At 41.3% G+C, this 21,740-nt stretch carries 13 protein-coding genes and 1 rRNA gene; 2 read left to right on the top strand and 12 right to left on the bottom strand.

The features are described from left to right. Positions 1–84: 84 nt before the first annotated feature. The 8 genes from GLIP_RS11675 to GLIP_RS11640 form a co-directional block, all read right to left on the bottom strand. On the bottom strand, positions 85–1,173 hold the full coding sequence (locus tag GLIP_RS11675; RefSeq protein ID WP_040522769.1) for a CmpA/NrtA family ABC transporter substrate-binding protein: 1,089 nt from the start codon (positions 1,171–1,173) through the stop codon (positions 85–87). A gap of 8 nt (positions 1,174–1,181) precedes the next feature. Beyond that, positions 1,182–1,799 (bottom strand): ANTAR domain-containing response regulator, encoded by a 618-nt coding sequence (locus tag GLIP_RS11670; RefSeq protein WP_008844835.1) that lies wholly within the window; start codon positions 1,797–1,799, stop codon positions 1,182–1,184. 216 nt (positions 1,800–2,015) lie between these two features. Then, entirely contained in the window at positions 2,016–3,065 is a 1,050-nt protein-coding gene (locus GLIP_RS11665) for a glycosyl transferase family protein (RefSeq protein ID WP_008844834.1), read from the bottom strand. Between the two features lie 84 nt (positions 3,066–3,149). Next, entirely contained in the window at positions 3,150–5,972 is a 2,823-nt protein-coding gene (locus tag GLIP_RS11660; protein ID WP_008844833.1) for a nitrate reductase, read from the bottom strand. Further along, positions 5,973–6,320, bottom strand: coding sequence for a nitrite reductase small subunit NirD (gene nirD / locus GLIP_RS11655; RefSeq protein WP_040522752.1), 348 nt, complete (start codon positions 6,318–6,320; stop codon positions 5,973–5,975). A gap of 6 nt (positions 6,321–6,326) precedes the next feature. Then, positions 6,327–8,927 (bottom strand): nitrite reductase large subunit NirB, encoded by a 2,601-nt coding sequence (gene nirB, locus GLIP_RS11650; protein ID WP_008844831.1) that lies wholly within the window; start codon positions 8,925–8,927, stop codon positions 6,327–6,329. A 298-nt stretch (positions 8,928–9,225) separates the two neighbouring features. Beyond that, complete coding sequence (locus GLIP_RS11645; protein ID WP_008844830.1) at positions 9,226–10,953, bottom strand: bifunctional protein-serine/threonine kinase/phosphatase; 1,728 nt, start codon at positions 10,951–10,953, stop codon at positions 9,226–9,228. A gap of 35 nt (positions 10,954–10,988) precedes the next feature. Then, complete coding sequence (locus GLIP_RS11640) at positions 10,989–12,455, bottom strand: NarK family nitrate/nitrite MFS transporter (protein ID WP_008844829.1); 1,467 nt, start codon at positions 12,453–12,455, stop codon at positions 10,989–10,991. Positions 12,456–13,011: 556 nt separating this feature from the next. On the opposite strand from GLIP_RS11640, the gene typA reads away from it, so the two are divergent. Further along, complete coding sequence (gene typA, locus GLIP_RS11635; protein WP_040522768.1) at positions 13,012–14,838, top strand: translational GTPase TypA; 1,827 nt, start codon at positions 13,012–13,014, stop codon at positions 14,836–14,838. Between the two features lie 141 nt (positions 14,839–14,979). Continuing rightward, positions 14,980–15,543: a GNAT family N-acetyltransferase gene (locus GLIP_RS11630; protein WP_008844826.1), complete on the top strand. Its 564-nt coding sequence runs from the start codon at positions 14,980–14,982 to the stop codon at positions 15,541–15,543. Between the two features lie 19 nt (positions 15,544–15,562). Here GLIP_RS11630 and GLIP_RS11625 read toward each other — a convergent pair whose 3' ends face one another. The 4 genes from GLIP_RS11625 to rrf form a co-directional block, all read right to left on the bottom strand. After that, complete coding sequence (locus GLIP_RS11625; RefSeq protein ID WP_008844825.1) at positions 15,563–16,939, bottom strand: GntP family permease; 1,377 nt, start codon at positions 16,937–16,939, stop codon at positions 15,563–15,565. A gap of 121 nt (positions 16,940–17,060) precedes the next feature. Further along, positions 17,061–18,176, bottom strand: a complete 1,116-nt coding sequence (locus GLIP_RS11620) for a mechanosensitive ion channel family protein (RefSeq protein ID WP_008844824.1) — start codon at positions 18,174–18,176, stop codon at positions 17,061–17,063. Between the two features lie 325 nt (positions 18,177–18,501). Next, positions 18,502–20,322 carry a DUF885 domain-containing protein gene (locus GLIP_RS11615; protein ID WP_008844823.1) on the bottom strand — a complete coding sequence of 607 codons (1,821 nt, stop codon included), beginning with the start codon at positions 20,320–20,322 and terminating at the stop codon, positions 18,502–18,504. Positions 20,323–21,373: 1,051 nt separating this feature from the next. Continuing rightward, positions 21,374–21,489, bottom strand: a 5S ribosomal RNA gene (gene rrf / locus GLIP_RS11610). Positions 21,490–21,740 lie beyond the last annotated feature (251 nt).

Genomic DNA, 21,740 nt, shown 5'->3' with positions numbered 1-21,740 from the left:
ACCATTTTGAACGATATAAAAGCTCAAAACAGTGCAATTTGCACTGCAAAATTGCCTCATTAAAGTGCTAAGCGCGGAAAAATATCAGCCTTTTTTATCAATTAACAGGGCGAGTTGAGCGTAAATATCGCTTCGAAAAATACTTTCGATGACACCATCGGTCTCAACATCTGCGGATATTTGCTGACAATTTTTAATTTTTTCGAGCAACCAAAATCCGTGTTTTATATCCGGACGGTTAATATCTAGTCCACCAAGCGTCGTTGAAAATTGGTTATATGACGGCACGTGACGAGGTGATAAACCCTTTTTGGTCAAACAGCTACCTAATAAGGACGGAGCGATGACTTCTAAGGGCTCACCTAAAATGCCTTCTCGACTCATTATCACCGCTGTTTCAAAGCGATTTGGTGTCGAATCGAGCCAAGTACATGCTTGTTTAAGAGCGGCACAAATTGCCAACACAGTCTTGGGATGACTTGTAGCAAAGCTAGACAGGAAACCAAGAACTTTTTCTGGATAATCTTGCCAAATATCGTATGAGGTAATAACGGTCACGCCGCTTCCACCGCGAACAGCTTTCGCATTCCAAGGGCCGCCAACACAAAAACCATCGATATCTCCACTTAACATCGAGTCCACCATATTACTGGGAGGCACAACAATAATATTGACGTCTTCAAAGGTAATATTACCGCTAAGTAGCCAATCTTGAAGTTGATAATGGTGACAGCTAAAAGGAAATACACTGGCAAAACACAACTTGTCTGAGCCATGTTGTTTTCGCTTTTCGATGACGTTTTTTAACAGCTTGGCATCTAGGGGGAAAACAAGTTCAGAGATCTGATTAACCGCTAATATTTCTTCGACCAGTGATTCAGATAAGGTTATGCCATTGCCATTTTGACTTAATATCATGGGTGCAATGACATGCATCGGCGCAACCCCCAACCCTAAAGTACTGGCAATCGGCATTGGTGCTAACATCTGCGCAGCATCTAATATTCCTGCATGCAGTTTGTCACGAAGAGTGGCCCAGGAATTCTGCTTTTGTAAAGTGACATCTAGCCCCCACTGTGCAAAATACCCTAAATTTTTAGCCACCACGAAAGGGGCACAATCGGTAAGTGGACTAAATCCAATGGTTATATTTGTTTTTTCAGGTTTTATCATCATTTGCATTACAACGTATTAAACATCGATATTATTGTTTTAGCCACATCGTCAAGTTTCTGGCCAGTATCCATGGCGGTTTTACGCATCGTTTGAAATGCTTGTTCTTCACTTATATTTCTATTTTTCATTAGGATACGTTTGGCATGATCAATGTTTTTACGTGAGCTGAGCTGTTGCTTAGTCTCACTTAATTCTGTTTTTAATTTTTGATACTCGCGAAACCTCGCCACAGCGGCGTCTAATATTGGTTTTACTCGATGTGGCTCTAAATCCCCTACCACATACGCACTTACCCCAGATTCGATACTTTGATTGATGGTATCCGTATCTTGCTCACTGGAAAACATAACCACAGGTTTAGGATTAATATTTTTAATCGTGTTCAAGCTTTCGAGAATATCCCGACTTGGCGACTCAATATCAATGACAATAATGTCTGGCTGTAGTTGATCAACTTGCTTTAATAAAGTACCACTAGGGCTGGCTAAATGACTGATTGCATATCGAGAATCCCCTAACGCTGCAGTTACTAAATCTGCACGGTGGGTATTTTCATCGATTAACAAAATCCGCAGATCTTTAGTGCCTGAGGATAATTGCTTTTCGTTTTTACGGCTGGCCAAGAGTAATTTCCAGATACGAATTGAAAGGACCAAATAGATAAGCTAGTCATCAGCAAACTCCGCACCATAAAATATAGTATTGAATATCAATGAGTTAAATCTAGAATAAGAATTAAAAGCGACAAATCACGTCCAAAACAGTGCATTCGCACCAAAATGGAGCGCGAATATCGCCTTAAAGTACGCTAAGGAACACTTTGCTTATCGTGTTAGAAATTAATGTGCGTAGTGTTTGCCTGTGGTATCAAATAAAGAAGTGGTTGCAGATTCTGCCGAGTTTCCAGCGGGCCAATTTTTATTGCGAACAGACCACAAGCCCTTAGCCTGATTTACTGCCTGCGGCCAATCTAAATTATCTAACAATACCAACATGATACTAAGAGTGCCTATTACTGCATCATGTGCATAGACATTTTCTTTACCTTCCCAAAACGCAATCAATTCGCTTGCAATTAGTTGTTTTGGCTTAGTTATACGAGTGTCATTGAACGCTTTAACATCTATGGTTTTTTCTTGGCTATTTCGACAAGTATGCAAAGTTACATCACGTTCAGGATTAAACTCAATTTCGCCACCTTCACCTCTAAAACACAACATATTTTGATCTTGTAATAAGGCTGCAGTAAGACGATGCTTTTCATCAACTTGGCGGTGAAAGACACCTTGCAAACTGAAATCAGCTTTAGATGGATTAAGTATTCTTGCTAGAGTATTGGCACAAGAGCGCAAACCAAATTGTGCGCGCAACTGAATAATCTTATCTAATTGCGGATTGACGCGTTCCAGCCCCATATAACTAAACCCATGACTTGCAAGTTGATCTGCGACCATTTGCGTTGAAGTCGCTTCACAAAACCCTAGATGGGGTAATACGTCATTTAAATATAATCGTTTTGAATCTGGCTCATTTGTGCCGTGCAAAAATATTCTTTTGCCTTGTTGGGCCAACACCAAAACCGCTAATAAAAACCAAGGAAGGTGACGTCGTTTACCTGCGTAACATCCCATGTCTAGGTCTACATGTAAGTCGCCCAAATCGGCAACTGTATGTTTGCGAAAAGCTTGGGTAAATCCTGCTAATTCTTCAGCAGTTTCTTCTCTGACTCTAAGCAACATCAGAAAAGCGCCTTTTTGCTCTGGCATGATTCTTTCTTCAATTAGCATAGTCATGGCATCAAAAGCTTCCTGCTGCGTTAAAGTACGCCCTGCTCTTTGGCCTCTGCCAATGATCCGAATAAAGTGCTTAAATTCCTGATTGTCGTTCATATTAGCTAACTGCACCTAAATAGTTTTTTGCGAGTATTCATAAAGATGGAAGCTTATCCTGAATCACCATCAATACATACTTTTTTACGTACCCGTTTTCAGCGGATTAAGTTCTGCATCCAATATTGTAACAGACTCATTAACGCTATGACTGCTTACGAGTTGTTTCAATTCCGTCTTACATGAGCCACAGTTGGTGCCGCACTTTAGCTTTTCCCCTAGTTTATCCACTGAACTACAGCCCTGCTTGATTGCATCAACTATGGTGTTCTCGCCAACTTTGAAGCAGCTACAAATTAGCCTGCCTTGAGCAAACGCGGGGTCAGGCATTGCTCTTAATAAAGCGGACTTTTGTTCATCCAGCAAATCAGTTTGTTTGAATAAACTATTGATCCAATTCACATCCATTTTGGGCGCAATCGAACCGAGGAAAATTGCCAGATCAAAACGTCCTTCTCGAAGTGCAAATACGTTTCTCTCGTTACCTAATTCATTCGAATGTTGGGATGAAAACCATTCTGTATACAATGGGAAATTCATGTGCAATTCAGATACCAAAATTTCATTATCGCTAGCAAAATAAACTAAGTTACCCTCTTCAATGGGTACGCTGCTCCAATAGCCCGCTAGTCGATTTAATAAGTGATGTGGAACAGAACCACGAATAAAAAGTTGGCCATGATGAGCGAAATTACATAACTCCACCTTCACTGGGGTGTGTTTAAGCTCTGGTTGCCCAGACAACGGGTCTTTAGCATCTGAATATAAACGCGCTATTGCCGAAGACGATGAGTTGGTCGCACTCCAGTGAATTGGCGCAAACAATTCTCCACGACGTTGCTGAGTTTGTAGCTTAACAGGCATTATCACTTTTGAACCAGTCCTTGTGTCATTGTGCATTTCAGAACTGCTGGACATTAACTCTACGAAATCACCTTCACATATTCCCTGACGCTCGGCATCTAGCGGATGCATATGTAAAAATGCACGATCAATGTGTCCCGTCAACTCTGCCGTTTTTCCGGTACGAGTCATGGTGTGCCATTGGTCTCTGATGCGGCCACTGTTAAGTACAAATGGAAACTCACTAGACACAACAATTTCAGGCGCTTTAGGTTGTGTCACAATGAAGTGTGCTTTTTCAGATGCGGTATAAAATTTACCGTCTGTAAAAAGTCGCGCAGTACCTTTTGGGTTTTGCGCATTGAGCGGCCATTGAACGGGCTTAAAATTATTGTATTCTTCATCGCTCAAGCTCTGCAAAGTAGATAAATCAAGCGCTCTATCACCCGTATTTTTAAATCCAGTTAACCCTGCATGTTCGCGAAATATTTCCGCTGGATGTAGGTAATTAAAGCCTTTTTCATACCCCATCGCTTTCGCTACATCACAAATTATTTGCCAGTCATGTTTTGTCTGACCTGGTGGGGGTAAGATGCCTCGCTGCCTCGATATTCGTCTTTCAGAATTCGTTACTGTGCCATTTTTTTCAGACCATCCTGTCGCCGGTAATGCCACATCAGCTAACGCAAGCGTGTCGTTTTTTGCTACACAATCGGAGACCACGACAAACTCACATTTTTTCAGGGCGCTTTCTATCTTCCCGCGGTTAGGCATGCTTACCACAGGATTCGTAGCCATTATCCAAATAGCTTTGATTTTGCCTTGCTGAATTTCATCAAACATATCGACCGCTTTCAGGCCTGTTTGAGATGGTATCGCCGGTGACTGCCAATACGACTGAACTAGCGCTCGATGCTCAGGGTTATCAATATCCATATGCGCAGCCAGCATGTTTGCCAGACCACCCACTTCTCTACCGCCCATTGCATTAGGTTGACCGGTTAACGAAAAAGGTCCACAACCTTCTTTTCCGATTTTGCCCGTTGCTAAATGACAATTGATTATACTATTAGCTTTATCAGTGCCCGAGCTAGACTGATTCACCCCCATCGTATATGCGGACACAGTGCGCTGCGACTTAGCATATAAGGAGTAAAATGCCTCAACATCTTCTTGCGGAATATCACAAAATTCGGAAACGCGCTCTACTGACCATTCTTTTGCATTTTCCAATGCAGCATCAAAGCCTTGCGTGCTAGCTTCGATAAACTGCTGATCAAGACTATCTTGTTGTTTAAGATACTGGAGTAACCCATTGAACAACGCAGTGTCGGTTCCAGACTTAATCGCTAGATGTAAATCTGCTAGCTCTCCCGTCCCTGTTTGCCTAGGGTCAATCAATACAATTTTAATGTCAGGATTACGTTTTTTAGCCTGCTCTATTCGTTGAAATAATACAGGGTGAGTCCAAGCTGCATTTGAACCAATAAAAACGATGAGATCAGCACATTCTAAGTCTTCATAATTGCAAGGCACGGCATCGGCACCAAACGCCCGTTTATAGGCAGATACCGCAGAGGACATACACAATCGCGAGTTGGTATCAATATTTGCAGTACCAATGTAGCCTTTCATGAGTTTGTTGGCGACATAGTAATCTTCAGTCAAAAGCTGTCCAGATACATAGAAGGCGACTGATCCAGGACCGTATTGCTCGATAATTTGTTTAAACTTTGTCGCAACGTGTTGTGTTGCTTCTTGCCATGAAACAGTTCGATTGTTTATTGTCGGATTCAGCAAACGACCATCTAAACTATTGGTCTCTAGAAGCTTGCTACCTTTTACACACAAACGGCCTAAATTCGCAGGATGATCTGCTGTTCCCTTTAACTGAGTTAAATTGCGCTCTTTGCTAATGTCGTCAGTTTCTACACGAATATCGACACCACAACCCACACCGCAATACGGACATGTGGTTTTCGCAAGTTGTGGCGACAATCCACATGGACTCGTTGCTTTTTCAGCATCCGTAGCAGTTAGACTTAGTAAAGTTTGTTCACTCATTTAGCTTACTATTTGTAGTTGAACTTGTTGATCTGTAATACGCGCTGGATAAACAGTAATTTTGACTGAATCATCATCCACACATTCGCCTGAACTCAATTTAAAACGCTGTTTATATAACGGAGAGGCAACGAAATGTTCATCCATAATTGAACCTACTAAGCCGCGATATAACACGTTCGCTTTACCAATCGGATCCCAATTACTCACCGCGTAAATAAACTGTTCTTCACCCTGACAAATTTTAAATAATGCGATTTGCTCATCATTTACAAGCGCACAAATACCAGAATTGTCTACCAAATCACTAGAGGTACAAACGTTAATCCAATTCTCACTCATGTTCATAACTCCTTATTCAACTTCAACGATATTGATTGATGTGGCTGCAGCTTTCACTGGTTTCTTTACACCTAAAATTTGATCAATTTCAATTTCCGTTGCCGGACGAATTTGATCACGCTCTTCTACAAAAATAATATTAGCGTCTGATTTTTCACTGTTAACAAATTGACGGAAACGCTTGCGTGATTGTTCAGAAGTGACGGCGGTTTTCCATTCACATTGGTATGTATCAACTACGTGCTGCATTTGTTGTTCAAGCTCAGCACCTAGACCTAATGAATCATTAATGACCACATCTTTTAAATAATCTAAACCGCCTTCCATGTTTTCCATCCACACCGATGTACGCTGTAATCTGTCGGCGGTACGTACGTAAAACATCAACACACGATCTATATATTTTACTAAGGTTTCAGTATCTAAATCAGTTGCAAATAAGTCTGCATGACGAGGCTTCATTCCACCGTTTCCACAAACATAAAGGTTCCAACCGTTTTCAGTAGCGATAACACCAATGTCTTTACTTTGCGCTTCTGCACATTCGCGAGTACAACCTGACACTGCAAATTTTAATTTATGTGGGGAGCGGAGTCCTTTATAGCGATTCTCTAAGTCGATAGCTTGACCAACTGAATCCTGCACACCATAGCGGCACCAAGTGCTTCCTACACAAGATTTAACGGTTCTTAATGATTTAGCATATGCGTGGCCCGTTTCGAAACCGGCCTCAATCAACTCTTCCCAAATTAATGGAAGCTGTTCGACGCGAGCACCAAATAAATCGATACGCTGTCCGCCAGTAACTTTAGTGTATAAGTTGTATTTTTTAGCCACTTGACCCAGAACGATCAGTTTGTCTGGGGTTATTTCGCCACCAGCAATTCGCGGAACAACGGAATATGTACCATTTTTTTGCATGTTAGCTAAGTAGGTGTCGTTGGTGTCTTGTAATGTCACATGCGGCTTTTCAAGAACAAAGTCATTCCAGATAGAAGCTAATATTGATGCCGCAGCAGGTTTACAAACCTCACAACCAATTCCACTTCCATGTTTAGATAATAATTCGTCGAAAGTTTTAATCTGACCAATCTGAACCATGTGATACAGCTCTTGGCGTGAATAAGCAAAGTGCTCACATATATCTTTTTTAACTTCTACACCACGTTTTTCAAGTTCGCTATCAGTGACTGATTTGAGTAACGCTGCACAACCACCACACCCGGTACTCGCCTTTGTACAGGACTTAATCTCAGCTAAATCACAAGCACCACCATCTAGGCTCGCAATAATGTCTCCTTTGGTCACATTGTGGCAGGAACAAATCATTGCCGTTTCAGGCAATGCGTCGGCACCTAAAGTAGGTGCAGCGTCACCAAACGAAGGTAAAATCAAGCTTTCAGGGAATTCTGGTAGGTCGATTTCATTTAATGCATATTGTAACAGGGTATCGTAATCACCGGTGTCACCTACCAATACAGCACCTGTCAGTTTATTGGTTTCTGCATTAATCACTATTTTTTTGTAGACACCCGCAACTTGGTCTTCATAGGTGTAGGTTTGCGCGCCATGTTCTCTGGCGTGTGCATCACCAATTGAGCCCACTTCTACGCCCATCAATTTTAATTTGGTGCTCATGTCAGCACCTTCAAAGACCACGTCTCCACCAACAATATTGCTAGCCGCTGCACGAGCCATAGTATATCCAGGCGCAACAAGACCAAAAATAAAGTTGTTCCAAAGTGCGCACTCACCGATGGCGTAAATATCTGGATCACTAGTAAGACAATGGTCATTAACGACAATACCGCCTCGCTCGCCAATGACAATGCCAAACTCACGAGCCAGTTTGTCTTGAGGACGAATACCCGCAGAGAATAGGATCATATCAGTTTCAAGTATTTCACCATCCGCGAAAACCATTTTGTAACGGCTATTTTCACCCGCTTCTATACTTTGTGTGGCTTTTTGGGTGTGCACTTCGACGCCCAGTTCTTCAATTTTATCTTTAAGTACGCGACCACCACTGACGTCCACTTGCACAGCCATAAGCTGCGGAGCAAATTCAACGACATGCGTTTTTAATCCTGCTTCTTTAAGCGCATTGGCAGCTTCAAGACCAAGTAGTCCGCCACCGACGACAACACCAACTTTACTCACTTTGGCCGAAGCACTGATTGCTTCCAAATCTTCAATTGTTCTGTACACCAAACAATGAGGTTGATCATTACCCGGAATTGGCGGAACAAAAGGAAACGAGCCAGTGGCAAGAATAAGCTTGTCATACTCAAATACAGCACCACTTTCAATGGTGACCATTTTGGCTTGCTTGTCTATTTGATCAACTCGAGCATTAACCTGAAAGTCAACGCCTAGTTCTTGATAGTGCTCAGCACTGGTTAGCGATAATTCATCTGCAGTTTTGCCAGAAAAATATTCTGATAAATGAACACGATCGTAGGCTAATCTTGGCTCTGCAGAAAGCACGGTAATATGAAATTGGTTTTTGCCGTACACTTCGTTGCTTTGCTGAATGAGTTGCTCAACAAAATGGTGACCTACCATCCCGTTTCCGACGATAACAATGCGAGTTAAATGTTCATTTGTGGTCATAATGTGCCTCTGATTTAATAACCCCAGAAACGAAAAAAGCCCGCAGCATCTGAAAAACAGATACTGCGGGCTTCGTTGCCGGGTATAGCTAACCGCCATGGCTAACTATTGAATTTGGTTAATAGACTCAATCAACAATGTTTTTGTCTATCTCTTGAATAACATGAAGCATTTTTTGCGCCAAAACCACCAACTCTTTAAATATCAATAAGTTAATTAATTTCGCAATTTATCCACGCTCTTGGGCTGCTATGTAATGGTGCATTTTTTAACTATTATGGGGCAATGTCTTTTTGAACTACCCACTGCTGATGATTAACCAAATAATGATAAGGAATTCGATTCCTGCAATTATTTTGAAAAGCGTCAGTGGGTGACGTTGAATCAAAGGTCGATGTTCAATTTGATTTAACATTGCCGTATTAGGTTTAGTCACATCCATTAAAAATTCTGAAAATGCCTGATACCGCAAGTCAGGATTAATCGCCAGACCTTTGGCCAATGCGATATCTAGCCACTGTGGCAGTTCCTGCCTGCGTTTTCTAATCGATATATATTGCCAATTTTCGACATTCATTGATGATGGGTTTTGTGTATCGTAATTTTTAAAGGGTAATGCGCCGGTTAGCATTTCATAACAAACAACAGCCACTGAAAATAAGTCTGAACGGAAATCAAACTGATTTTTAAGTAAATATTCTGGTGCTACGTAATTTACCGATCCCACCGGCACATGTTCCTCCAACAATGGCTGAGTTTCAGCCATTGCGCCTACAAAAACAGTTCCAAAATCAATCAGTTTTACTTCGCCAGATTTGGTTATCATTACATTTTCTGGTTTGATATCTCGATGCACCATATCTTGTCTTTGGAACACTCGAAGCGCCGCGACTAACTGTTTCAAGATGCTACGAACTTCGAGAATTGAAGGTTGAGGGTTATCCAACATCCACTGACGAAGGGTTTGTCCTTCAATATATTCACACACGTGATACATAAACTTGGCATTATCTAACCTCGGAGTAATACGCATTATGTTCGTGTGTTTTAATTTTTGACCTATCCATTCTTCGCGTAAAAATCCATCTAAATAAACAGGATCATCAACGAAATATTGAGAAGGCGTCTTTAAACAAAAAAGTTCCTGTGTGTCTTCTTTTATGACTTTGTACAAGCTGCTTCGTGTGCCATTAAATATTTGTTCAAGGACACGATATCCTTCTAGCTTCATGCCTTCTTGTAGTGCTGGGGGCATTGCCAATCGGGTGAGTTGACGGTGGTATTCGTTGACATCTGCCTGAGGAAGTTGAGTGACGTGAACAAGTAAACAACTCAAATTATCGTCACTTCCTGCGGCCAAAGCCTTCTCGACGATATTTTTGGCCAAGCTCTCCAATGATTGTGTTGGATTCTCTAACCAGTTCAGTAGCATTTGTTGGATTTGTTTTGCGCCAATAAACTCATGTACGCCGTCGGTGGTTAAAATATACAAATCGTTTTTAGCTAGCTCAAACGAGCAAAAGTCCACTTCTAAATTTGCTTCGATTCCGATCGCGCGGCTGAGGACTTTTTTATTGCCAAATCGCGCATGATGATCGGTTGAGAGCTGTTCAAAATCGCCATTTTGTAAACGACAAATTCTACTGTCGCCGGCATGAAATAAAAATGAAGTGGTTGATTTGAATATCAGTGCACTAAAGGTGGTTACCATTTGACTATGACCACCTAGCGCATATTCATGTTGACCTGCACACCAGCGATTTAATCCCTGTAGTACTCGTGTAGCCGCACGTTTCACCGTCCAGGTTTCGGGAGTTTGGCTGTAGTCTTGGATAAAGTTAGTAGCACATGTGATTGCAGCTTCTTTGGCTTTGCTGCATGAACTCACACCATCAGCAATTGTCGCTACGGCCCCTTTACTCGACAATTGCCCGCCTTTTGGTAACCAGGCGGCAAAAGCGTCTTGATTTTCATCTTTAACGCCTGCCGTTGAATAGCCACCAAATTCGAGGTGAAGTTTTTCCAAGTTAAAATACCTGAATAAAAAATAGGTTATACATATTATGTGACGTTAATCAGCTCAACACTACCGTCTTCTCTCACTTCTGTAATAGTACCGCTAGGCTCTTTCATAAACAGCAGCGCCACAAAACCCAACACCGCGGTTCCCGCGATAACCAAGAAGAAGGTTGAGGTTTCAACCAGAGAATAAATAGTTAGATACACTACTGCTCCGACGTTACCATATGCCCCTGTCATTCCTGCGATTTGTCCGGTTAAACGACGCTTAATCAACGGCACAACTGCAAATACAGCACCTTCACCTGACTGCACGAAGAAAGAACAAGCCATAACCACAATTACCGCTAACCAAATAGGCCAAGTTACATCAATAAAACTCATCGCAAAATAGCCAAGCGCTAGGCCAGCCGTTAGAATTAGCAGTGTTGGCTTGCGTCCAAATTTGTCAGAGATTAAACCGCCACCTGGGCGAGACATTAAGTTCATGAATGCATACATACCAGCCAGCAAACCTGCCGTCGCCATATTCAATGAAAAGGTCTCAGCAAAAAATGCCGGTAGCATTGAAATCACAGCTAATTCAGATCCAAAAGTGGCGAAGTACAGAATATTTAATACTGCCACCTGTTTAAATTCGTACTTGTGAATATCCGGAACCGGAGTGACAAAGACATCTTTGTTTACTTGATAGGTTTTATAAACATCAAATACATAAAGCACCACAAGTGCCGCATAAATAATTACTACAACTTCGTCTGTTAACAACGACACACCGTTTGGAGAAAGCTTCCAGTTGAGTAGTGCCAATGCCAAGTACATTGGCGTTTTCATTAACAATAGGAAATAAAAATCCTTAACACTGGTAACTTCAAGTCCACCGAGGTTTTTAGGGCGGAAATAAGTCGAACCTTTAGGGGTATCTGTGGTGTTTTTGTAGTAAATGAAACTAAAAATTAGACTCATACAGCCGGTGATACCAATTGCATAGCGCCAACCGTTTTCGCCGCCAAACAATAATGCAATAGTAGGCAATGAAAATGCAGCTGCTGCTGAACCAAAATTACCCCAGCCGCCATATACACCTTCTGCAGTACCCAACTCTTTAGGTGGGAACCACTCACTGACCATGCGTATTCCAACCACAAAACCTGCACCAATACAGCCCATGGCAAATCTTGCAATGAGTAACTGCTCGAAACTATCAGCTAGGGCAAATGCAAAACAAGGTATCGAACATATTGCCAACAATGTTGAATAAACTAATCTCGGTCCAAACTTATCGGTAAGCGAACCTATTAATACGCGAGCAGGAATGGTTAATGCGACATTGATTATCAACAACGTTTTCCATTCGCTGAGAGTCAGACCAACGCCGTCCACAATTGCCTCTTTTAGCGGTGCCATATTGAACCACACCACAAACGTGATAAAAAAGGCCATCCAGGAAAGATGTAAGGTTTTCATTTTGCCGGTAAAGGACAAGAGATTAAATTTTTCAGCATTCATTTGGTATTACCTAAAACAGGATTTGCTTTTAAAAGAACAAAAAAAAACCCACTCGATCTTCCAATTATAGGAAAATTGTGTGGGCTTCGTTGCCTGACGTCAATCATACGTTTTAGCAGATCACGTCATTATGTATTGAGTGCAATAATCTACACTAAATATATTAGTGCCACTTACGCTGAACTTTACAAAGCAATAATTATTCCAATCACAACAATCAATATTAAATTCATTAGTTTCAATCACTTAACAAAGTAGCTTGTTAGTTAAAAATCAACTTTTTCTTCATCATGGTGCAAAAGTGCACTTTCAAAGTGCCTTCTAGTACTTTTCGATCCAGAAAATTTCACGATTAAATCATCAGTGACACGGCTTTTTTTAGCCGGCTCGGTATAAATCTTTGGATAGTTTTGGAAGATTACAAATAAAAGGGGCACTGCTCACTAATTACCTGTATAATCCGCGCCCAAACGCAACCCTCGGCAACTCCAATGAAAGCATTGGGTAAAAGATGGCACTCCCAGAGCATATTTTAAGTACAGGCTTACCGAACAAAATGAAAGATATTAGTAAATTAAGAAACATTGCAATCATTGCGCACGTTGACCATGGAAAAACGACCTTGGTAGACAAGTTGTTGCAACAGTCAGGCACTTTGGAGAGCAGAGGCGAAGCCGAAGAACGTGTAATGGATTCTAACGACATAGAAAAAGAACGTGGTATTACCATACTTGCTAAAAACACAGCAATTAACTGGAATGATTACCGTATTAATATCGTCGACACTCCAGGACACGCCGATTTCGGTGGAGAAGTGGAGCGCGTAATGTCTATGGCTGACTCTGTACTTCTTTTGGTTGATGCACAAGAAGGCCCAATGCCGCAAACACGCTTTGTTACCCAAAAAGCGTTCGCGCAGGGTTTGAAACCAATCGTTGTTATCAACAAGATTGATAAGCCTGGTGCTCGTCCTGATTGGGTAATGGATCAAGTATTTGATTTGTTTGACAACTTAGGTGCAACAGATGATCAGTTAGATTTCCAAGTTGTTTATGCATCAGCATTAAATGGTTGGGCAACAAGAGAAGCAGACCAGAAAGCGGAAGACATGACAGATTTGTTCCAAACAATCGTTGATGTTGTTGAAGCGCCAAACGCTGACCCTGCAGGTCCTTTCCAAATGCAAATTTCGCAACTTGATTACAACTCTTATGTGGGTGTAATTGGTGTTGGTCGTGTAACTCGTGGTGCTGTTAAACCTAACCAACAAGTAACTATCGTCATGGCTGATGGCACGAAACGAAATGGTAAAGTTGGCCAAGTACAAGGTTACTTAGGCTTGCAAAGACACGAAGTCGATTCGGCACAAGCAGGCGACATCATCGCAATTACCGGCTTAGGTGAATTGAAAATTTCAGACACTATTTGTGACCCAAGTGCAGTTGAAGCACTTCCGCAACTTTCGGTTGATGAGCCGACAGTAACGATGACATTCCAAGTGAACACGTCGCCGTTTGCAGGTAAAGAAGGTAAATACGTTACCTCACGTAACATTCTTGAGCGTTTGCAAAATGAATTAGTACATAACGTCGCATTGAAAGTAGAAGAAACTGAAGATCCGGATAAATTCCGCGTTTCAGGTCGTGGTGAATTACACCTAGGTATTTTGATTGAAAATATGCGTCGTGAAGGGTACGAATTAGCAGTTTCACGTCCAGAAGTAATTTTGAAAGAAATTGACGGTGAAACCCACGAACCTTTTGAAACCTTGACTATTGACGCTGAAGAAGAGCATCAAGGCTCAGTGATGGAGCAAATCGGTCTTCGTAAGGGTGAGCTAACCAATATGTCTCCGGATGGAAAAGGCCGTATCCGTATGGACTTTATGATCCCAAGCCGTGGTTTAATCGGATTTCAAACCGACTTTATGACCATGACATCAGGCTCTGGTTTGATTTATCACACATTCGATCATTACGGACCGCACAAAGGCGGCTCTATTGGTCAACGCAAAAATGGTGTATTGATTGCCAATGCTACCGGTAAAGCGTTAACCAATGCATTGTTTAACTTGCAAGAGCGTGGTCGTTTATTTATCGGTCACGGTGTTGAAGTTTACGAAGGAATGGTAATTGGTATCCACAGTCGCGATAACGATCTAACCGTTAACGCACTAAAAGGTAAGCAGTTAACTAACGTTCGTGCGTCTGGTACTGATGAAGCACAAACTCTAGTTCCACCAATTAAAATGTCACTAGAGCAAGCGCTTGAGTTTATCGATAACGATGAATTAGTAGAAGTGACGCCAGTGAGCATTCGTATTCGTAAGAAGTTACTAACTGAGAATGAAAGAAAACGCGCTAGCCGCAGTAAAGAGTCATAATCAGACCATAATAAAAGAAAGCCGGCGATATAAGCCGGCTTTTTTGTGGCTGACTTTTTATGGCTAATTTCTTGGTCGATTGCATAATCCTGTAATTGGTTAATAATAGACACAGAATATGTAAGCCACTTAGACGTAACAATGCAAATAAAAACATTTCCAGTATTTGATACCCCGCGACTTAAACTAGACCAGCTAACTAAACTTGACAGGCAAGCCATATTCGATGTTTTTTCAGATCCTAAAGTAGTTGAGCATTATGATGTTGAGCTATTCAAACATATTAATGAAGCTGATAAGTTAGTTGACTACTTCGACTCTCGATTTTCAACCGATAGCGGCATACGCTGGGCGATAAGAGAACAAGAAACGGGGGAATATATTGGTTCATGTGGTTTTACTCACTGGAACAAATATGATCACAGTGCTGTAATTGGATATGAAATAAGTCAAAACAACTGGGGGAAAGGTTTCGCTTCAGAGGCTGTTGCAAAAATCATAGATTATATTTTTTCCTCCGACTTCCACTTTTATGTACACAGAATTGAAGCGTTAGCATTACCGTCAAATATTCCTTCCGGTTCATTGTTAAAAAAACTCGGATTCAAATTAGAAGGAACGTTACGAGGGAAATGTTATTGGAACGATGATTTCCACGACATGGACATGTATGGATTATTGCGTGAAGACCGTCCCTTAAAGTAACGACTCAAAGTTTTTTGGACTAAAAAATCCAACTTAATATCGCCGCAAACACAAACGCGATTGTACCTAAAAGCGTTTCCATGACGGTCCACGTTTTAAACGTTGTTTTGACATCAAGATTTAATAAACGACTAACCAACCAAAAACCCGAGTCGTTAAAATGAGAAAGCACGGTCGATCCCCCGGCGATTGAAATAACGATGAAACATAAATCTAATGAACTCAAATCAGGCGACACGGACACCATTGGCGCAACTAATGCCGCAGTAGTGGTCAGTGCTACAGTAGCAGAACCTTGAGCGACTCTAAGACTAGTCGCAATAATAAAAGACGCAATGATGATTGGCATTCCGGTATCGGCCATTAACGAAGCTAAGGAATCGCCTATTCCGCTTGCTCGCAGTACGCCGCCAAACATTCCACCTGCCCCCGTCACCAAAATAATTGCACAGATAGGAGCTAAAGAATCGCCACACATTTGTTCCAATTTTTTCGCACCAAACGGTTTCGCAAATATAATTAAGCTGCATACCAGGGTGATAAGTAACGCAATCGGTGTTTGACCAATAATAATAAATATTTGAACAGCGGTACTTTGACTATTCACCGAACCAGTGGCAATTAGGGTATTCAAAATTGTGTTAAATGAAATTAATAACACAGGCAACAATAGAATAAAAAGCACCGTGGTAAATTTTGGTTGTGAATTTCCAGTAACCTGAGGTTGTTGCCCAAATATTCGATTATCCACTGGAATATGAAATTTTTTGCCACAATAAAGCGCGAACAAATATGATCCTAAAAACCAAGTTGGAATGGCGATCGCGAGACCGACTATTAGTAGTAATCCTATATCAGCGCCTAGGAAACCTGCGGCCGCAACAGGTCCGGGATGCGGAGGGACAAAGGCATGCATCACGGCAAAAGCGCCAGCGCATGGCAGGGCATAAAGTAGTAATGATCCGGAAAAACGTGTTGCCACACTAAAAATAATTGGCATTAAGACAATTAATCCGGCATCAAAAAAGATCGGAAAGCCGAATAATAAGGAAGCAACACCTAGCGCAAATGGCGCTCTTTTTTCGCCAAATCGTGCAATTAGTGTTTCAGCAAGTATCTGTGCCCCTCCACTAACTTCAAGAATTTTGCCAATCATTGCCCCTAAACCAACGAGTAATGCTATTGAAGCTAATGTTCCACCAAACCCTTGCATCAACGTAGGAAGCAGCATTTCAGTGGGGATTCCGGCAGCAATCGCAGTAAACAAACTCACTAAAATTAATGCGACAAAGGCATGTATTCGGAATTTAACAATTAGGATTAATAATGCAAAAACAGAAAAAGCAGCAACGGTTAACAAGTAAGTGGGGGAAAGAGAAACTGCGGACATATCCATACGTGCAAGAGCCGATTAATGTAATTTGTCCTACAATGTCATAATCATCTAAGCTATTTCAAGTTCGGTGTTGAATAAATGAACAGTAATTTCGTCTCATTCATCATAACAACGTCAACCCCTACGCGTTTTGGTCAATAAAACTTGTTTTAGAAACGGCTTCTAAACTGCCTTCTTGGGTTACATTAATCGCACGAATTGGATATGGTATAACGATGCCCTCCTCTGCAAAGCGTCGATGTAATGCTTTAATAAATTCGGATTTAATAAAAAATCGATTAAAGTACTCTTGAGCTCTGAGCATCACCGTAAAATTAATACTGGAATTATCAAAAGTGTGGAACACAACAAAGGTTTCATAATCATCAATACCCCATTTATGGGTTTTTAATATTTCTCTTGCTACTTCCAACGTCACTCTTTCCACATGTTCTAAATCAGAATCATAGTGCACACCTACATCTACTGGAACAGACAATTGTTTTTCAGGGTAGTAGTAATTAATTATTTTGGACTGAGCCATTAGGCTGTTAGGCATTATTACAATGTTATTAGGCAGCATTTTAATCCATGTCGAGCGCCAACCTATTTTTTCAACGAAGCCCTGTTCTCCTGAGTCCAGTTCAATGTAGTCCCCCACTCTAATCGGTTTATCTGCTAACATTTGGATACCAGAGAAAAAATTTTCTAGAGTAGGCTGTAATGCCAACGCGACTGCAAGAGATCCAATCCCAAGGGAAGCAACGATCGGCGTGATGGATATACCAAGTGTGCTCAATACAATGAGCGAGCCTATCGCATAAATGATAACTCTTGCCGTTCCTCTTATTAAATTCCCACTGCTTCTTAGCATTGGTGAGCTATTTGAGTAACGATATAAACTTTCACGACTAAATTTATCTGCAAAAGTAATGATTGCTAATATAAGAGCAAGTTTACTAACAACAGAAAATGACTCTTCAAAAGCACTAACATCATCAACCAATCGCACTAAAACGAGTTTTCCCAGTAATAAAGAGGCAGCTATGATAACTAATGTAATTGGTCGACTGGCGGAGTCCAATAAAATGGTATCCAAGGTAAATCTACTCACATTGGACAATCTTCTTAAATAAAAGAAAATACCGCGTTTAACTAACCAAAGTATCAAAAATAGGCTGCCAATAACCAACACAACAATCGACCAAACCGGTGACTGGTCCAAAACGGCTTCAACAAACGCTAAAATATTTTCCAATTTCGATAGCCTTATAATTACTTAAGAGCACGCAATTCATGATGTTATTATCTTTACTTATGCAAATGATGAACCAGCGGAATGCCTTCAAAAAAAGTGGACAATTGCGGTCTAGCTAACTTTTTTTGCACCAAAATGATCAATTAGTCGCATAACTGGTGAAAATTGAAAAGTATGTGGAGAGAGTTTTGTCCGATATAGAAAGTCGTCCAAAAGGACCAAAGGACTAATTTTGATTTGCGCTTAAAAAACCACAAAAAATGCTTTGTGAAAAGTCATTACAGACCCTTGCACAAAGCATGTTTGAAATTTAACTACTTAATGCTTATTTAGATTTTGTTTGTATGTATTGATCAACAAGGCGCTCTAAAATATCCAAAGGTACAGCGCCATTTTTTAACACCACATCGTGATATTCGGATAAATCAAATTTGTCACCTAACGCTGCTTTCGCTTTTTCCCGCAGTTCTAATATTTTCATCATACCTACTTTATATGAGGTGGCTTGACCAGGCATAACGATGTAACGTTCTATCTCAGACACCACGTCACTCTCTGCTATTCCAGTGTTGTTTAGCATGTACTCAATTGCTTCTTCTCTGGTCCAGCGTTTTGCGTGTATTCCGGTATCGACAACTAGTCGTACAGCTCTGAATAACTCAGCTTGCAAGCGCCCTATGTTGTCATAAGGGTCTTCTTCAAATCCTAATTCCCATGCTAAACGCTCAGCGTATAACGCCCATCCTTCGGTGTAAGCAGTAAATGGCGATAAGGTTCTGAAAATAGGCAAACCTTCAAGTTCCATGGAAATACTCACTTGAAAATGATGTCCTGGAATACCTTCGTGATATGCCAAAGTGCGCATTCCATATTTAGGGGTCGCTTTAATATCATAAAGATTGGCATAAAATACACCAGGTCTTGAACCATCCATTGAAGGTTGTTGATAATAAGCACCAGGCGCAGTTTTTTCCTTAAATTCAGGAATACGTTTCACTTCCATTCCTGCTTTTGGCAGAACGTTAAAGACCTCTCCCATAGAGGCGTTAATTTCATCGAGTATAACTTGATAATCGGCGAGTATTTGCGCGCGCCCCTCATCAGTATCTGGATAATAAAACTGCTCATCTGCTTTGAGAGCTTCAATAGCGGTAGTGAAACCTTGCGAAACATCAAATCCTTCAGATTCAAGAATGGTTAATATCTGCCCTTGAATGCGTTCTACTTCTGCCAAGCCAGTTTCATGGATAAAGTCAGCTGAATAATTTGTCGTGGTAAAAAACTGTAACGCTTGCTGATAGGCTATGTCACCACCTTCTAAACGCCAAAGACCGTCATCTGTTCCTGCTTTACTTTTTAATTTCTCGAAATAGTCGATATACGATTGGTAAGCAGGGTAAACATGCGACGTAATGACTTTAGCCGTTTCGTTTAATACCCGCGTTTTTTCGCTACTTTCAATTTCGTTTGCGTCATTTAATTTCTTTTCTAACGACGTATAAAGAATATTTTCTTCTGGAGCTGAATCTACAAATGCTTGCATTTCATCTAGAACTCGGTCAATTACAAAGCGCGGAGGAATAATATTTTTCTGCTCACGTACTTTTAACCCTTCCATATTCTGTGCAAATTTAACGTCAACTTTATGCAATCTAGAAATATAGTTGTCTGCATCTTCTACAGTATTAACTTGATGTTGAGAATCCATAAAACTTGGAAAATCACTTTGTAAACCAAATAATTGATTAACAGGATAGTTATGGAATCTATATGCCTCAGAAGCAACGCCCGCATCTAATAAGTAAAGCGCAATTTCTTTTGATAAACGCTGTGATTCATCTAAAGAATCATCAGAATAAGACAGTAAGGTGGTTCGAACTTGTTTCATAAGTTCAAACATTTCATCTGCTTTTTCTAAACTATCATTATTTAACTCTGCATTGTGGCCTTTAAAACCCATTGAATCTAATACGCCAATTGACGTTAAAAGCTCAGGGTTATCTAGTGCAACTTTAATTAAAGTACGATCTAGAAAAGCTCTAAAGAAAATAGGTTTCTTGGCATACCATTCATGAGTAGCCAGAGCACTACCTATTAAAATAACGGACAAAAGTAATATGCCAGTCCACTTAAAGAATTTTTTCATTTTTAATCCAATTGTTATTTTTGTAATCCCGCATCTACTATGACAAAAAACGATTTATTATGAAATTAAAATGTTCGTTTACCCGTAAGACAGTTGCATAAAGGGAGGGGATTCGAGGTTATAGGCTGGTATTTATGCTGGTGGGGAGTTTTACGGGCTAAAGCCCATGCTACAGGTTTGCGCGTTTCTCTACTCTCACATGGGGGTAAGCGAGGATGTTTTAGGAACGCAGTTCCGCCCGAGGGCACGACCGACATGGATGTCGGGCTAGGTGCAGCCACAGGGATGTGTAACACCTAACAGTATCTTACGAGAGTATTACATGGACAGGCATTGCATGACACTAGATGGGTTAGGTTTCTCTGCGAGATGGTTCTTTCGCGGCAGCGCTTAGAAGGAACGCTACCTATATCAATGTGCATAAAGGTGCTTCGTTAAGTAGAGCAGCATTCCACGGGCTGAAGCCCGTGCTACAGGTTAGCGCATTTCTTTACTCTCACATGGGGGTGAAAACGGGGCTCTCTGGAGCATCGCTCCAGCCGTTTGAACGACTCAAGCTGTGCTTGAGGCTGGGAATCCACTTTGTGACGGTTGACTGCGGGAGTAGATTTCGCGCGGCAGCGCTTAGAGTAAGGGCTATCCAACTGTGATGGAGATATCCGCCTAAGATGTAAAGTCTGTAAATGCAAAAAAGAGCTACCCTTTCGGATAGCCCTTTCTCTAATTGGAGTCTGGCGCACTGGCCGTGGGCATGAATACTACTCTCACATGGGGGTAAGCGAGGGTGTTTTAGGAACGCAGTTCCGCCCGAGCGCACGACCGACATGGATGTCGGGCTGGAGATAGCCACATGAATGTGTGACACCTAGTTGCCTATTACATGGACAGGTATTGCATAACACTCGATGAGTATGGTTTCCCTTGGGGTGCAATTGCGCGGCAGCGCTTAGAATAAGGCCACCTTAATAATTTTCGATATATACGCGGTTATTTTACAGGCTTCAGAAACGAAAAAAGCCACCCTATTAAGGTGGCTTTATTCTAAATGGGAGTCTGGCGATGTGCTACTCTCACATGGGGAAACCCCACACTACCATCGCCGCTAACACGTTTCACTTCTGAGTTCGGAATGGGATCAGGTGGTACCGTGTCGCTAAGGTCGCCAGACATTAATCGTGCAAATTCATCGAAGCATATTGCGTCGCGAAGCGACTGCTGCTTTTCAAGATGACATTTGCGCAAGGTGACTATCATTACCTACATTCATTTAGGTATGTCCTCACCTTGTCAATAAACTTGTCGTTATTTAACAAACTTGGAAGCTGTGTAATCAAATCGAGTTGCGTACTCTGTGCTCTATTGAGCCATTTTGTGTTGTCTTGTCACTCAAACAACGCCAAACCTTTGTAAACTGCTTG

The sequence above is a fragment of the Aliiglaciecola lipolytica E3 genome, from assembly GCF_000314975.1.
Classification (GTDB): Bacteria; Pseudomonadota; Gammaproteobacteria; order Enterobacterales; family Alteromonadaceae; genus Aliiglaciecola; species Aliiglaciecola lipolytica.
The sequence above is the reverse complement of the archived record's forward strand: the minus strand, read 5'-3'. Positions and strand labels throughout refer to the sequence as shown.

Coding starts and splice junctions, on each gene's coding strand:
- GLIP_RS11675 (WP_040522769.1), bottom strand. CDS start 1,173: ATGATAAAACCTGAAAAAACAAATATAACCATTGGATTTAGTCCACTT.
- GLIP_RS11665 (WP_008844834.1), bottom strand. CDS start 3,065: ATGAACGACAATCAGGAATTTAAGCACTTTATTCGGATCATTGGCAGA.
- GLIP_RS11660 (WP_008844833.1), bottom strand. CDS start 5,972: ATGAGTGAACAAACTTTACTAAGTCTAACTGCTACGGATGCTGAAAAA.
- nirD (WP_040522752.1), bottom strand. CDS start 6,320: ATGAACATGAGTGAGAATTGGATTAACGTTTGTACCTCTAGTGATTTG.
- nirB (WP_008844831.1), bottom strand. CDS start 8,927: ATGACCACAAATGAACATTTAACTCGCATTGTTATCGTCGGAAACGGG.
- GLIP_RS11640 (WP_008844829.1), bottom strand. CDS start 12,455: ATGAATGCTGAAAAATTTAATCTCTTGTCCTTTACCGGCAAAATGAAA.
- typA (WP_040522768.1), top strand. CDS start 13,012: ATGAAAGATATTAGTAAATTAAGAAACATTGCAATCATTGCGCACGTT.
- GLIP_RS11630 (WP_008844826.1), top strand. CDS start 14,980: ATGCAAATAAAAACATTTCCAGTATTTGATACCCCGCGACTTAAACTA.
- GLIP_RS11625 (WP_008844825.1), bottom strand. CDS start 16,939: ATGGATATGTCCGCAGTTTCTCTTTCCCCCACTTACTTGTTAACCGTT.
- GLIP_RS11615 (WP_008844823.1), bottom strand. CDS start 20,322: ATGAAAAAATTCTTTAAGTGGACTGGCATATTACTTTTGTCCGTTATT.